This window comes from Nocardiopsis nanhaiensis, assembly GCF_054778635.1.
This window is the reverse complement of record NZ_BAAGZJ010000044.1, coordinates 1-13,880: the sequence shown is the minus strand read 5'-3', so window position 1 is coordinate 13,880 and position 13,880 is coordinate 1. Positions and strand designations below refer to the sequence as shown.

The following is a 13,880-nucleotide window of genomic DNA, read 5'->3' as shown; positions in this document are numbered from 1 at the left end:
CAAATATACTAAATTGGTCATTCTTACATTGGAAGAGTCAGCGGCCGAGAGTTGACAGACATCACCGCGCGGCCCGCCGACCCCTTCACGGACCGCCTTCAGCGTGAGGAGACCGCGTGATGAACAACGATGAACGGGGCCCAGCCGTGGTGCCCCTGGCAGAGATGGACACGCTCCTGGAACAGGCGGGCGGCAAGGCGGCCTCGTTGGTCAGGCTGATCCGGGCCGGGGTCTCCGTACCGGACGGCTTCTGTGTGACCACCGGCGCCTACGACCACTACGTCGAGCGCTCCGGACTGGGCGATCCGATCCTCGAGGCCGTGGCGGCGGCCGACCCGGGGGCACCGGAGACCCTGCGGTCCGCCGCCGACCGGGTGGCGGACCTGTTCCGAGGGGCACCGGTACCGGACGATGTCGCCGAAGGGATCCGCGCCGCCTACAAGCGGCTCGGAAGCGGGTCCGCCGCGGTCGCGGTCCGCTCCTCAGCCACCGCGGAGGACCTGCCGGAACACTCCTTCGCCGGGCAGCAGGACACCTATCTCAACATCCAAGGGGAAGAAGCACTGCTGGCGGCGGTGCGTGACTGCTGGGCGTCACTGTGGACGGCACGGGCGATCGGGTACCGCGCCCGCGCGGGCATCGCACCCGAACACGTCAGTCTGGCCGTAGTGGTCCAGGAGCTGGTGCCCTCGGACGCGGCCGGCGTGGCCTTCACCGCCGACCCGGTCACGGGAGCCCGGGAGCGCATCACGATCAACGCCGCCTGGGGACTGGGCGAGGCGGTGGTCAGCGGCGAGGTGACCTCCGACGTCCTGGTGGTGGACCGCGCCAGCGGAGCACTGGTGGAGCGGAGTACCGGGGACAAGGCCGTCATGACGGTGCCCCGTTCCTCGGGCACGGCCGAGGAACCGGTGCCGGACCACCTCCGGTTGCAGGAGGTGCTCGGGGACAACGAGGCCCGGGAACTCGCACACCAGTGCACGAGGATCGAGGAACTGTACGGCACACCGATGGACATCGAGTGGGCCCGCCACGCCGGAAACCTGTACATCCTGCAGGCCCGGCCGATCACCACGGCCCTCGCCCCGGCCCCGGGCACGGCCGGGGCCGTGGAAGCCGAGGTGTGGAACGACAGCCTCGCCGGGGACTACCTGTGGACCAGCGTCAACGTCGGCGAGGCCGTACCCAGCGTGATGACCCCCCTGACCTGGTCGGTGTTCGTGCATTCGATGGCGATGATCAAACCCCTGGGCCGGGTGCCCGGGATCATGCAGTTCGGCAACATCGGCGGCCGTCTCTACATGAACGTGTCCTTGTTCACCGCGTTCGGCTCGAAGGCCGAGGCGATGGCCGAGCAGATCACCGGGCACCTTCCCGACGGTGTGCGGATACCGCCGCTCGGGCTGTCACGGGGGCAGCTGATCGCACGCGCGGCGCCGGTGCTGTTGCGGGCGCTGCCGTCCCTGCTCCCGTACCGGCGCCGGACCGGCGAGAAGCTGGCCCAGGTCCCCGCACGCCTGGCCGCGGCCCGGGAGAGCATCCACGCGGCGCGGACCCCCGTCGAACTGGCGCGCTGCTGGGATTCCGAGGCGAACCCGGCCTTCGCCTTCGCCGCCCGCACCTTCTGGGCCTGCCACGGTCTCGGCCAGTTCGCCTTCCGCCCGTGGCTGCTCAAGCACGGCACGAGCGAGTCAGACGTCAACGCACTGAGCACCGGTGCGGATCCGACTCAGGACGAGAGCCCTCTGGCGAGTCTCGGCCCGGTGGTGGGGCTGGCCCAGCTGGCCCGCGGAGAGATCGACCGGCAGACCTTCATCGAACGCTGGGGGCACCGGTCCCCGGACGAGTTCGAACTGTCGGTACCCCGCCCGGCGGAGGACCCGGACCTGCTGGACCGGCAGGTCGACGAAGCGCGTGCATCCCTGGACCGGTTGGACTCCCTGGTGGAAAGCCAGCGCGAGACCCGGCGGGAGGCGCAGGAGCGGTTCGTGCGGCGCCATCCGGACAAGGCAGGAGAGCTGCGCCGACGGATGGAAGCTTCGGCGCGGGCGGCCCGGTTCCGGGAGGCCGGCAGGTCCGAGTGGGTCCGCTCCATCGGGGTCCACCGCGAGTTCGTGCTGCGCGCAGGGGAACTCACCGGGCACGGGGAGGACCTGTTCTTCCTGGAACTCGAGGAGCTGTTGGCCGTACTGCGCGGCGACGAGACGGCGCTGGCCAAGGTCCCGGCGCGCCGGGCGACCTACGACCTCTACCGCTCGCTGCCGACCTACCCCTCGTTCATCCGGGGCCGGTTCGACCCCCAGCTCTGGGCGTCGGACCCCCACCGCCGGGCCGACGTCTACGAGGAGGGATGTACCCCCACCGGCTCCACCGAGAGCGGGATCCGCGGCGCGCCCGGGGCCGCGGGCACGGTGGAGGGCACGGCGCGGGTCGTCGCCTCTGCTGCCGAAGGCGAGGCGCTGGCGCCCGGCGAGATCCTGGTGACCACCGTGACCAACGTGGGCTGGACGCCGCTGTTCCCCCGGGCCGGGGCCGTGGTCACCGACGTGGGCGCGCCGCTGTCGCATGCCGCGATCGTCGCGCGCGAGCTCGGCATCCCCGCGGTGGTGGGATGCGGCGACGCGACCACCCGGATCGCCACAGGCGACCGGATCCGGGTGGACGGGTCGCGGGGCACCGTCGAGATCGTGGCGTCCGCGGACACGGCGGCCGTTCCTCCCGCCTAGGGAAGGAGTGCCCGGGTACCGGATCGAGCGGGCCGGTACCCGGCGGCCAGGCCAGGGCGGCCCGTGTCCGGACAGCCCCTGGTCAGTCAGGCAGGATCCTGCGCAGGACCACCTTCTCGCCTAGCGCCCAGGCCGTGGAGGCGCACAGGTAGAGCCCCGCGGCCAAGGGGACGAAGGCGGCGACGACCACGGTCGCGAACTGCATGTAGGAGAGCATCCCGAGCATCGGGGGCTGCCCGGGGGTCTCCTTCATCATGGGCAGGACCACGTAGCGGCGGTTGGCCCAGGCCACCGCGGCGAGAGTGGCCAGGAGCGCGGCGAAGACCGGTGCGACCAGGAGCCCTTCCGCGCTGGCGACCAGGGTGCTGCCCAGTTCGACACCGCCGAAGGTGTGCCCCAGCAGCGGCTCCTCGACGGGACCGGCCCCGATGAACAGCCCGTACAGGGCGATGACCAGCGGGATCTGCGCCAGGCCCGGTAGGCATCCGGCCAGCGGCGAGGTGCCCGCCTCGGCGTAGGCCTTGCGCTGTTCGGCGACCATGCGTTCCGGGTTCTTCTGGTGCCGCTTCGAGATCTCCGCCAAGCGGGGCGCGATCCGGGCGCGCTGCTTCTCAGCGCGCACCTGGGCCACCCCCAGCGGCAGGAGCACGATGCGGACGACGACGGTGAGGGCGAGGACCGCCAGCCCGGCGGCCAGGGCTCCGGTGAGCGGGGTGAGCATGCCGGTCAGGGCGGCGAGGATCGATGAGAGCAGGTTGATGGCGGCCGCGATCGGCCCGAGGGTGTACAAGGTGAGGCCCTTCGTCTGGCTGGAGTGTTCAGACGTCAGGCCGCTCGAAGCCGCGACGCGGCGAGGGCGCGGGTCAGCGAGCGGCCGGCAGGGCCGCACCTGGTGCTCGGGGACGCGGTCTGCCCGCCGCGTCGGGGTCGCACAGGGTGAGGACGGGGAGCTTCTCCGAACGGCGGCGCATCGCGCTCGCGGCGCCGGTGGCGGTATCGCCGACCGGCCACGGGGCCGTTCCGCGCAGGGCGAGAAGGGCCAGGGCCGCACCGACCGCGACCACGACGAGGGTCAGTGCGCCGGCCTCAGCGCCGAGCAGGGTGATGTCGGCGGGAAGGAAGCCGAGGGAGAGGAACTCCAGGAAGGGCAGCAGGTAGTGCACGCGTGCCCTCCCTCCCCGTCCGGTCGCACCGATTCTACTCAGCCGTAACGAAGCGGACAAAGGTCCAGTTCACGCCGGTGAGAAATCCGCCGACACTCCGCCGCCGCTCCCCACCTTTTACGCGATCCTGTAGCTAAATGACACAGAGTAACCAACTCCGCACCCAGCTGGCTCTTCCGTGCCCAGCCGTGTGCACGGACTTGCGACCGGCGGGCTCCGGCGAGCCCGCGAAGAGGGGAACCCTGTGCCGATCCGCCCTGCGAACCTGGCCACCATGTCCGCGACCATCTCCGGAGCGATCTCGGGGATGTCCAGCAAGGACAAGACCGCCCCGGTCCTCGTCACCTTCGAGTCCGGCCACGAGCAGACCGTGGAGAACGGCGGCTGCCGGATCCTGGAGACCGGCCAGGGCGGTGTCGTGGAGATCGAGGGCGAGTCCCGTTTCGCCCTGTTCGCGGGCACCAGCTGCCAGGGAAGCCGCAGCCTGGCCTCCGGACACGGATCCGTCCGCTTCGGCACCCCGGTCCTCGCCGGAGCCATCGTCATCGGTTAGCAGTCACCGGTAGACGTCGCGACGGTGCCCCACCCTCACCACCCAAACCTCGACCACCCCGTCGTCAACTGTGTACAGGACCCTGTAGTCACCCACACGGATGCGGTACCCACTCCTCCCTTGCAGCGCCTTGGCTCCCGGGGGGCGTGGGTCGGCCGCTAGTCCACGCACCCCTTGCAGGACACGCTTGCGCTGCCGAGAATCGATCTTCCGTATCTGCCGTAGGGCCGCTGACGTGAAATAGACGTCGTACCCCACCGCTATGAGAACTCGCGTTCCACTTGGTCAAGCGATACCCGCTCACCATCGTCGTCCGCGATCGCCGCCCTCAGCTCGGCGGCGTCTCGGGCGTCCTCGAGAGCTTCCAGGAGTTCCAGGTCCTCGGCTGAGATCAGAGCGGCCACGGCTCGGCCCCGACGCGTGATGGTCACCCGCTCGTTCCCGTAGGCGACACGGTTGAGGGTGTCTGAGAAGTTCTCTCTCGCATCGCCCGCGCCCATGGTCGCCATGGCATCCAGCTCCTTGATCATGTCCAGAGCGTACATTCCGTACGTTACCCATGTGAGGGGATTCGAAAAGCCGGCCTGCTGAATACCTGCACGTACCCTGGGCCAGTCTTTTCAGGAAAGAGTCGCGGCGCGGATGGCCTCGACCTCCTCCGGGGGCCGGTCGAATGTGTCGGCGCGGGACCTCAGTACGGCCCCGGCGACCGCGTGGCCCAGGCTGAGGCGGCGGTCGGCGGGCAGTCCGTCGAGGAGGCCCGACAGGTAGCCGGCGGCGAAGGCGTCCCCCGCGCCGACCTCCTCCACCACGTCCACCGGCGGGGCGGGCACGAACACGGGCTCTGGTCCGCCGAAGCACGTCGCACCGTGTTCGGCGTCCTTGACCACCAGGGTCGGCACCTCCGGAAGCACCGCCCGAACGTCCTCCGCGGCCGGGGTCCCCCACAGGCGTTCGGCCTCATCGCGGCCGACGAACACCACGTCGGCGCGGCGGGCGAGCGCCAGCAGGACCGGCCCGGCCTCACGGGCCGACCACAGCGCCGGGCGGTGGTTCACGTCGAAGGAGCGCCACGCCCCGTTGCCGGAGCCGCGGTCGAGCAGGTGTTCCACCAGGTCGGCCGCTCGGGCGGACAGCGCGGGGGTGATCCCCGAAAGGTGCACCAGGCGGGCTCCCCGGGACCACACCTTCTCGGCGTCGGCGGCCGACATCGCCGAGGCGGCCGAGCCCCTGCGGTAGTAGAGAACCCCCGCGCCACCCGCGGCCGTGTCCTTCACGTACAGGCCGGTGGGCCGTTCGGGGTCCACCTCCACGCCTCGAACGTCCACGTCCCGGCGGGCCACGGCGTCGGTGACGATCCGTCCGAAGGGGTCGTCCCCCACCCGGCTCACCCAGGCGGACCGGTGGCCGAGGCCGGCCAGCGCCACCGCCACGTTGGACTCGGCCCCGCCGGTACCCACCGTGAGGCGGGCGCCCTCGTTCAGCGCTTCCGGCGAGGTGAGCACGGCCATGGTCTCGCCGACACAGATCGCGTCGATCCCGCTCATCCGGCGCTCCCCCGGACCGAGCGACCGGGTAGGCGGTCGGTGCGCCGACCGTCCCGGACGGTGAACTCACCGGAGACCATCACGTGCTCGATGCCCACGGGGGTGCGCCGGGGGTTTTCATAGCTGGCACGGGAGTCGACCGTGTCGGGGTCGAACACCACGAGGTCGGCCACGGCGCCGACCTGGATGGTGCCCCGGTCGGTGAGGCCGAGGCGCTGCGCGGGCCGTGAGGTGAGGTGCCGAACGCACTCCTCGAGGCTGAGGATCCCGAGTTCGCGCACGTAGTGGCCCAGGTAGCGGGGGAACGTGCCCCAGCCGCGCGGGTGGGGCCGGTCGCCGACCAGGATGCCGTCGCTCCCCGCGGTGTGCGCGCTGTGCCGCATGATGGTGCGGATGTTCTCCTCGTTACCGACCTGGAGGAGGCATCCGCTGCGCAGCTCGTCGGCGACCAGCAGGTCGGCGTACACCTGGCCGGCGTCCTCCCTCCGCTGCTTGGCGAGGTCGGCGATGGAGGAACCCACCGCCCAGGAGAGCGAGGGGTCCGCGGTCCCGGTGACGACGAGGGTGGACCAGTCCATGGGCACGCCGTGGTTGCCGTCGGTGCCCTGGACCTCGACCTCGCGGAGGATCCGGGCCCGGGTGCCGGGGTCGCGCAGACGGTCGAGGGTCGCTGGGGTACCGCCCTCCTGAGCCCAGCTGGGCAGTGGGGCACCGAGGTAGGTGGCGCTGGCCCGGTAGGGGTAGCTGTCCAGGGTCACGTCGAGGCCGTAGTGGACGGTGGCCTCGTCGATGGCGTCGAGCACCTCGGGGGCGCGGCCGCGGTTCTGCGGGAAGTTCACGTGGCAGTGCGCGAGGTGGAGGGGGACGTGGGCGCGGCGGGCCACGTCCAGGCACTCCTGGTAGGACTCCACGACCCGCGAGCCGTAGTTGCGGTGGTGGGGGCAGTAGTAGCCGCCCGCCGCGCTGACGGGGTCCAGGAGGGCGACGATCTCGTCGTCGCTCGCGTACATGCCGGGGGTGTAGGTGAGGCCGGTGGAGAGCCCGTGGGCGCCGTCGGCCATGCCCTGGGCCACCATGGCGCGCATGCGGTCGAGCTCGGCGTCGGTGGCCGGGCGGTCCTCGTTGCCCACGACCGCCATGCGGACGTTGCCTTGGGGGACGAGGTAGGCGGCGTTGGCGGGGGCCCCGCGGTCGATCCGGTCGAGGTACTCGCCGACGGTGCGCCAGGAGTGGTCGAGTGCGGGGGTCCCGTTCCAGGCGGCGATCTGGGCGCGGATCGGCTCGACGGTGTCATCGGTGACGGGGGCGTAGCCGAGCCCGTCCTGGCCGAGCACCTCGAGGGTGACGCCCTGGCACACCTTGGCCTCGTGTGCGGGGTCGGCGAGCAGGGCAAGGTCGGAGTGGGCGTGCATGTCGACGAACCCGGGGGCGACGGCGAGCCCGGTCAGGTCCAGGACGCTGCCGGTCGTTCTGGCTGTCCCGGGGGGCAGCATGTGGCTGATGCGTCCGTCTCGAAGGACGAGATCGGCGAGGCGGGAGGGCCCGCCGCTGCCGTCGATCACCCGCGCTCCGGCGAGTACGGTCTCGGGCTGCACTGTTCCTCCGTTCGGGGTCCCCGACACCCGTTTCGACGGAGTCGCCGCCGGAGTGTCGATGTGGCCCAAGATACGCTGCGCGGAAGATAATTGGTAACTTTGTTACCAATAAATATGTCCGGTCGCCCATGAGCTCGCACGAGCACCCGCGCGCGCATGTGCACGCGACACCAGACCGAAGGAGTCCCATGTCCAAGAAAGCGGTCACGACCGACAACGCTCCCGCGCCGGCCGGCGCCTACAGCCAGGGCGTCGTCGCCGGAGGCTTCCTGTACACGGCCGGGTTCGGCCCGCAGGACCCTCGGACCGGGCAGGTCCCGCCCACCGTGGGCGAGCAGACCACCCAGGTCCTGGCCAACGTCGCCGCCGTACTCGAGGAGCACGGCCTGACCCTGGACGACGTCGTGAAGGCCACGGTCCACCTGGAGAACCTCAAGGCGGACTTCCCTGAGTTCAACGCCGTCTACGAACAGCACTTCACCGCCCCCTACCCGGTGAGGACCACCGTGGGCTCGGACCTCGCCAACATCCTCGTCGAGATCGACGTCGTCGCCAAGCTCCGGGACTGACTTCTTCGCCGCCCGCCCCCGGTGATCTTGCCCCCAGCTCCACCCTCGGCCGTCGAGGGTGGAGACAGGGGCAAGATCACCGCTGGTGGGGGCCTAGGTCAGGCGCCTGGCGCGGACCACAACGTCGTGCACGGTGTAGGTGGTTCCGTCGATCGTCTGCTCGGCATCCCGCACCTCGTCCACGAGCACGTCCCAGTGCCCCTCGGCGAGTGCGGCGGTCACGGCGTCACCCTCGTAGTACAGCTCTGGGACGTTCGGGCGCGGCACACCCGCATCGAGGTCCTTGCGGTGGTGCGCGACCACCAGGAGCTCGCCGCCGGGCGCCACCGCGGCGGCCAGCGCCGAAAGCAGCAGCGCACGCGGGTTCGGGTACAGGTGCATGAACTGCGCCGTGACCAACTCGTACGCGGACACCTGGGGCGCCCACGCCGTCACGTCCGCGCGCTGCCAGACGATCCGCTCCGCGATCTCCGCGCCGCGTTCCTCAGCGTGGGCGGCGGCCCGGTCCAACGCCACGGACGAGATGTCCACTGCGGTCACCCGCCAGCCGCGCTCGGCCAGCCACAGGGCATCGGCTCCCTCACCGCTCCCGACGTCGAGTGCGCGGCCCGGCGGCAGCCCTTCGGCCTCGGCCACCAGGTGCCGGTTGGGTCGGCCGCTCCAGATCCTGTCACCGGAGCGGTAGCGGTCATTCCAGAACTCCTCGCCGAACTCCTCGCCGAACTCCTCGCGCGGGGCGTCGCGTCCCTGTGCCATGTGTCGTCCACCTCCTGGCCCCACTCTCACCGGGGCCGACTGGTGATGCGAGTTCCCTTGCCGAACCAGCAAGAACACGGGAAGCCCGCCCTACCGCTCGGGATTTCCCCAGAACGCGTCAGTCACACCAGGGGTCGCACACTCCTTCCGCAACCCCCTCAACACAGGACCCGAAGGACTCATCATGATCATCTGGCGCGGCTGGGGCGTTCTCGTTGTGCTCATCGCGGCGGTCTTCACCTGCCCTTCGGCCTCCTGGCCACCGACGTCCCAGGGAGCTGCGGTGCCGACCTCCGGAGCCTTTCGAGTGCGCACCAGGACATCCGAAAACCGCCTCTGACGTCGCTTGGTGACCAACGTCCAGATTCAGTTCCGCGAGGCCTAGAGTTGCCCTGAGTGCGTTCACTGATAACATCATTGCCGCTTGTGGTTTTTGCCCAGGTAAAGCACAGGGTGACCGGCCCTCGCGCTCCCCGGGAGCTGCAGGGCGCGGGCCACTCCGCCTGGACAGCCTCCTCCGCGCACCGCCCGTCGACCCCCGTTCCGGCGATACACGCGAAGACGACCGGGACTTACAGACCCGCAGCGGCGTGCCCGCTTTGAACGAATATAAAACAAACTTTTCAGTTTTCCTCCGCCGCGCACGGCGACGGAGACCGAAAATCCGCCCCGCCACGGAAGGGGCGACCCCTGGGCGCCCCCGGTTCGAACTCGGCGACAGCCCGGCCGGAGAAGCCGAACCTCCAGCAATGTCGCGCACCCTGGAGCGGACGGGAAGCGACGGCCCTCAGCAGGGGAACCGGGCAACCGTCCGGAACCCTGTCAAGTTACTAGTCAGCAGCCAACATTGAACCCGAAGGGACACCTTCGTCTTTACCAGGGCAATGAAGTCGCTACTCTAATCCCTGCTGCCAACAGGCCTCCCCGCACTGAGGACCCCAATGCCTGACTCCCCTCCCTCTGACGTCGCTGCGCACCGGAACACCCGACGATTCCACGCACCGACCCCGCGCCCCCGCTGGAGCACTCGCGCCCTACTCCTCGTGACAACGGCCCTGCCCGCGGCCCTCATGGCCGTCCTAGCCGCGGTAACGGTGCTGTTCGTCCTCGCCATAGATCTCTCCGACGTTTCCGACCAGAGCGCGGCCCTCGCCCTCGCGCTGTCCGCGGCCGGTGTCGGAGCCCTACTCATCCTGTTCCTCGCCGCCTACGGCGCGGGGCAGGCCAACCATCAGGTAGACAGGCGTGTCAACGACCTGCGCGCCTGTATCGCCCAAGGGCAGGCCAACCTGCGGGAGCTCACCGATCGGGTGCGACGGAGCGAACACCCCGAGTCCCCCGAGCACCCCGCCGGACCCGCGCGCGACAGCGACCCGTTCACGCGTCTGGCACACGAATTGGCCGTCGCCCAGCACGCCTCGGAGACGGCAGTGGTCGAGATCGCCGGACTACGCTACGCCCGTCCCTCCGAGCAACAGGTCGAGGTATTCGTCAACGTCGCACGTCGGATGCAGTCCCTCGTCCACCGGGAGATCACTCTGCTCGACGAGCTGGAGTCCCAGGTCGAGGATCCGGACCTGCTCAAGGGCCTCTTCACCATCGACCACCTGGCCACGCGGATGCGGCGCCAGTCCGAAAGCCTCGCGGTCCTCGGAGGTGCGGCGTCGCGGCGCAAGTGGAGCAAACCGGTCTCGCTCTACGAAGTCCTCCGCTCGGCCGTGGCCGAGGTCGAGCACTATTCCCGGGTCAAGGTGGTGCCGCCGGTCACGGGCACCCTAAACGGCAGCGCCGTCGTCGACGTCATCCACCTGGTCGCCGAGCTGATCGAGAACGCCACCAAATTCTCGCCACCCCATGCGCAGATCATGCTCCGAGCCGAGAGTGTGCCCGCCGGTGTGGCCATCGACATCGAGGACCGCGGACTTGGCATGCAGTCCGCCGACATCCACCGGATGAACAGTCTGCTCTCCGACCCGGGCCAGATCGACATCGGGGAACTGCTCCGCGACGGTCGTATCGGTCTGTACGTCGTCTCGGCCCTCGCCCGTAAGCACAGTGTGCGGGTCGAGCTACAGAGGAACGTCTTCGGCGGGACCCAGGCCATCGTTCTCCTGCCGAACGGTCTGGTCGGCTCGGAGAACCAGAAGCGCGGCGCCGGGCCCTTGGAGCACGCCTCCGCCGGACCCGAACCGGTGCCGACGGTCGCCTCCGTCTCAGCAGGGCAGACCTCCGCGGTGAACGGGCCCACGACGCAGGTCCCGGCCCGCCCGTTCCCGGGGCCCTCTCCGGTCACCACCCCGTCGCCTGTCCGTGAGCCCGCTCCGGTTGATGCCGGTCACGGGTACGGAGACCAGGGGTCGGGCACGGACACCCGGTACCCGATGGACCGCCGCGCCGAGCCAGCCCGTGCTCCCTTCGAGCCTGCCCAGCCGCCACGTCCGGGCCGCTCGCCGCGGGCGCGGGACAACGGCACCGAACGCACCGGACCGGACCCCGATCCGACACCCAGCCCGCCAGCCCCCACACCGCCGCCCCAAGGAAAGCAACCCGCCGACGTGCGACCGCCGCTGCCCGAACGCCAGGTGCAGACACACCTCGCGCCCGAGCTTTGCGAAGAACGCACGCCCGGGCACCGAGAGACCGGCGGCGACCACACGCCCGATCTCATGTCCGCGTTCCAGTCGGGCTTCAAGCGGGCCGAGGCGGAGAACGCCAACGACCCGCTGAACCGCAACGACAGCAACAGCTGACCTACCAGCACCCGCGCGAAAGAGAGACCATTCATCATGGTGAGTGCCGCACACCCGGGTCAGGAGTCTGACCTCAGCTGGCTTCTCAGCAACCTCGTCGAAAGGGTTCCGCATACGCGAAGCGTCGTCCTGCTGTCCTCCGACGGACTCAAGAGGGCGGTGTCCGGCCTCGACGTCGAGAGCGCGGAACAACTGGCGGCCATCGCTTCCGGACTGTTCTCCCTCGCCCGCGGCACCGGGCTCAAGTTCGGCCGGAGCGAAGTGGTCCGCCAGGTGGTCGTGGAACTGGACGACACGCTACTTTTCGTCTCCTCAGCCGGCTCCGGTTCGGTCCTCGCCGTCCTCGCCGGGCGCGAGGCAGACGTCGGCGTCCTCGGATACGAGATGTCCCAGCTCATCAACAGCGTCCGGCCCTTCCTCGCGACCCCGACCCGGTCGACCGACTATCGGGCCCGATGGACATGACTTCGTCCGAAGACGACATCTGGATCGACGAGAAGGCAGGGCGCCTGGTCCGCCCGTACACGGTGAGCAACGGACGTACCAATCCCACCAACAGGCTGGACCTGCTGTCCATGGTGATGGCCACCGGGCAGGTCACCCGGAGCCAGCTGGAGCCGGACCACGCCCAGGCCCTGTACCTGTGCCCCGGTCCGACTCCGGTGGTTGAAGTGGCCGCTCACCTCCGACTGCCCTCGGCCGTCACCAAGATCCTCCTCTCCGATCTGATCGACTGCGGGGCGGCGACCACCCACGCGCCACGGCCCGCCGCCGACCCGACCGACCGATCCGTATTGGAAGCACTGCTGCATGGCCTACAACAACGACTCTGAACCGTTTCCCACAGCGGTCAAGATTCTGATCGCGGGTGGCTTCGGCGTCGGCAAGACCACCTTCATCGGCTCGGTCAGCGAGATCGAACCCCTAAGGACCGAGGAGATCATCACCTCGGCGAGTGTCGGCACCGACGACCTCGGCGGAGTCGAGGAGAAGTCCACCACCACAGTGGCCTTCGACTTCGGGCGGGTCACCTTCTCCTCCCAACACGTGCTCTACCTGTTCGGTACGCCCGGCCAGGAGCGCTTCTGGTTCATGTGGGACGAGCTCTGCGAGGGCGCGCTGGGTGCGGTCGTCCTGGCGGATCCGCGCCGCCTTGAGGCCTCCTTCGCGGCCGTGGACTTCTTCGAGCGCCGCGGTATCCACTTCCTCGTCGCCATCAACCAGTTCGAAGGCGCGTTTCGCTACGAGCCCGAGGAGGTGCGAGCCGCCCTCAAGCTCGGCTCCCGGGTTCCGGTCACGGTTTGCGACGCGCGGTACAGCCACGCCGCGACGTCCGTACTCGTGTCCCTCGTGCAGTCTTTGCTCGCCGCCAGTTCCACCCCGACCACGTAGTCCGCTCGAAGAACCCCGGAGTTGGAGCACGCCTTGACCGATCACACCGAAGAACACCTACTCACCCCGAAGGACGAGGAAGTCCCCCAGCGCATGGCGCGACTGCAAGAACTGCGGCTCGGGGACGGCCCCGACCCGGAGTTCGACGATTTCGCCCGCGAGCTGGCTCAGAGCTCCGGCGCCCCGTTCGCGATGGTCAACTTCATCGACGAGGACCGCCAGTACTTCGCGGGCCTGTACGTTGCCGGAAACCCGACGAACGGTTCCGGCACGGGCGGGAAGCCCTCAGAGGCCTCGGAACCCGACCGGGTCATGGACCGCGACCACGGCTACTGCCCGCACGTGGTGGCCCGGCGCCTGCCGCTGGTCCTCGACGACGTCTGCGACTACCCCCGGTTCGCCGGCAACCCGGTGGTCGACGAGATCGGCATCCGCTCCTACATCGGCGCTCCGATCATCGACCGCACAGGGACGACCCTCGGCACGATCTGCATCGTCGACCGCGAACAACGCCCCTGGGGACGTCCGGGGCTGCAGTTCATCAAGGAGAAGGCCGCCGAGCTGACGGAACTCATCCACCGGCGTGAGGACCAGTACGCCCGGGCCGCTCCCTCCCCGGATGCGCACCGACCGCTCTGACCCGCGGCAGTGGGGGCGCAACACCGACCCGCCACAGGGGCCCCGATCCCGGCAGCTTGGGTTCTAGTGCAGCGATTCATAAGTCCTTCGACTGTGTGATGGTTACCTTCCGTGATCGTCAGGCGGCCTGGAGGTAGGTGTCCTGGCGTGCCCGCTCGTGCTGATGGCGGGCCAGGTAACGAGCGTGCTC

General features: G+C 69.7%; 15 protein-coding genes. 8 read left to right on the top strand and 7 right to left on the bottom strand.

Features of this window, described 5'->3' with window-relative positions; all coding sequences use genetic code 11:
* Nucleotides 1-119: 119 nt before the first annotated feature.
* Nucleotides 120-2,726, top strand: coding sequence for a PEP/pyruvate-binding domain-containing protein (locus tag ACYVD1_RS20515; protein ID WP_460775241.1), 2,607 nt, complete (start codon nucleotides 120-122; stop codon nucleotides 2,724-2,726).
* An 82-nt stretch (nucleotides 2,727-2,808) separates the two neighbouring features.
* Here the strand turns inward: ACYVD1_RS20515 and ACYVD1_RS20510 are convergent, their stop codons facing one another.
* On the bottom strand, nucleotides 2,809-3,516 hold the full coding sequence (locus ACYVD1_RS20510) for a YidC/Oxa1 family membrane protein insertase (RefSeq protein ID WP_460757634.1): 708 nt from the start codon (nucleotides 3,514-3,516) through the stop codon (nucleotides 2,809-2,811).
* Nucleotides 3,517-3,589: 73 nt separating this feature from the next.
* Nucleotides 3,590-3,889, bottom strand: coding sequence for a DUF6412 domain-containing protein (locus ACYVD1_RS20505; protein ID WP_460775237.1), 300 nt, complete (start codon nucleotides 3,887-3,889; stop codon nucleotides 3,590-3,592).
* 244 nt (nucleotides 3,890-4,133) lie between these two features.
* On the opposite strand from ACYVD1_RS20505, the gene ACYVD1_RS20500 reads away from it, so the two are divergent.
* Nucleotides 4,134-4,442, top strand: a complete 309-nt coding sequence (locus ACYVD1_RS20500) for a hypothetical protein (protein ID WP_460757627.1) — start codon at nucleotides 4,134-4,136, stop codon at nucleotides 4,440-4,442.
* 3 nt (nucleotides 4,443-4,445) lie between these two features.
* Here ACYVD1_RS20500 and ACYVD1_RS20495 read toward each other — a convergent pair whose 3' ends face one another.
* The 4 genes from ACYVD1_RS20495 to ACYVD1_RS20480 all read right to left on the bottom strand — a co-directional run bounded on the left by ACYVD1_RS20495 (nucleotide 4,446) and on the right by ACYVD1_RS20480 (nucleotide 7,584).
* Nucleotides 4,446-4,700: a type II toxin-antitoxin system RelE family toxin gene (locus tag ACYVD1_RS20495; protein WP_460757622.1), complete on the bottom strand. Its 255-nt coding sequence runs from the start codon at nucleotides 4,698-4,700 to the stop codon at nucleotides 4,446-4,448.
* 2 nt (nucleotides 4,701-4,702) lie between these two features.
* Entirely contained in the window at nucleotides 4,703-4,972 is a 270-nt protein-coding gene (locus ACYVD1_RS20490) for a type II toxin-antitoxin system Phd/YefM family antitoxin (RefSeq protein ID WP_460775234.1), read from the bottom strand.
* A gap of 90 nt (nucleotides 4,973-5,062) precedes the next feature.
* A complete protein-coding gene (locus ACYVD1_RS20485) occupies nucleotides 5,063-5,989 on the bottom strand; it encodes a sugar kinase (protein WP_460757613.1) in 927 nt (308 codons plus the stop codon).
* Complete coding sequence (locus tag ACYVD1_RS20480) at nucleotides 5,986-7,584, bottom strand: N-acyl-D-amino-acid deacylase family protein (RefSeq protein WP_460757608.1); 1,599 nt, start codon at nucleotides 7,582-7,584, stop codon at nucleotides 5,986-5,988. The genes ACYVD1_RS20485 and ACYVD1_RS20480 overlap by 4 nt, the downstream gene beginning before the upstream one ends.
* 188 nt (nucleotides 7,585-7,772) lie before the next feature.
* On the opposite strand from ACYVD1_RS20480, the gene ACYVD1_RS20475 reads away from it, so the two are divergent.
* On the top strand, nucleotides 7,773-8,153 hold the full coding sequence (locus ACYVD1_RS20475) for a RidA family protein (RefSeq protein ID WP_460757603.1): 381 nt from the start codon (nucleotides 7,773-7,775) through the stop codon (nucleotides 8,151-8,153).
* A gap of 93 nt (nucleotides 8,154-8,246) precedes the next feature.
* On the opposite strand, the gene ACYVD1_RS20470 is transcribed toward ACYVD1_RS20475, so the two are convergent.
* Nucleotides 8,247-8,909 carry a class I SAM-dependent methyltransferase gene (locus tag ACYVD1_RS20470; protein WP_460775231.1) on the bottom strand — a complete coding sequence of 221 codons (663 nt, stop codon included), beginning with the start codon at nucleotides 8,907-8,909 and terminating at the stop codon, nucleotides 8,247-8,249.
* A gap of 1,043 nt (nucleotides 8,910-9,952) precedes the next feature.
* Between ACYVD1_RS20470 and ACYVD1_RS20465 the strand changes: the two genes are divergently transcribed.
* Genes ACYVD1_RS20465 through ACYVD1_RS20445 form a run of 5 tightly spaced genes read left to right on the top strand, consistent with a single transcriptional unit; the run spans nucleotide 9,953 to nucleotide 13,690 of the window.
* Nucleotides 9,953-11,659, top strand: a complete 1,707-nt coding sequence (locus ACYVD1_RS20465) for a sensor histidine kinase (protein ID WP_460775228.1) — start codon at nucleotides 9,953-9,955, stop codon at nucleotides 11,657-11,659.
* 36 nt (nucleotides 11,660-11,695) lie between these two features.
* A complete protein-coding gene (locus ACYVD1_RS20460; protein WP_460757590.1) occupies nucleotides 11,696-12,124 on the top strand; it encodes a roadblock/LC7 domain-containing protein in 429 nt (142 codons plus the stop codon).
* Nucleotides 12,121-12,492 carry a DUF742 domain-containing protein gene (locus tag ACYVD1_RS20455; RefSeq protein WP_460775225.1) on the top strand — a complete coding sequence of 124 codons (372 nt, stop codon included), beginning with the start codon at nucleotides 12,121-12,123 and terminating at the stop codon, nucleotides 12,490-12,492. Before ACYVD1_RS20460 ends, ACYVD1_RS20455 begins: the two co-directional genes overlap by 4 nt.
* Entirely contained in the window at nucleotides 12,470-13,051 is a 582-nt protein-coding gene (locus tag ACYVD1_RS20450; RefSeq protein ID WP_460757584.1) for a GTP-binding protein, read from the top strand. The genes ACYVD1_RS20455 and ACYVD1_RS20450 overlap by 23 nt, the downstream gene beginning before the upstream one ends.
* Before the next feature lie 33 nt (nucleotides 13,052-13,084).
* Nucleotides 13,085-13,690: a GAF domain-containing protein gene (locus tag ACYVD1_RS20445; RefSeq protein WP_460775221.1), complete on the top strand. Its 606-nt coding sequence runs from the start codon at nucleotides 13,085-13,087 to the stop codon at nucleotides 13,688-13,690.
* Nucleotides 13,691-13,880 lie beyond the last annotated feature (190 nt).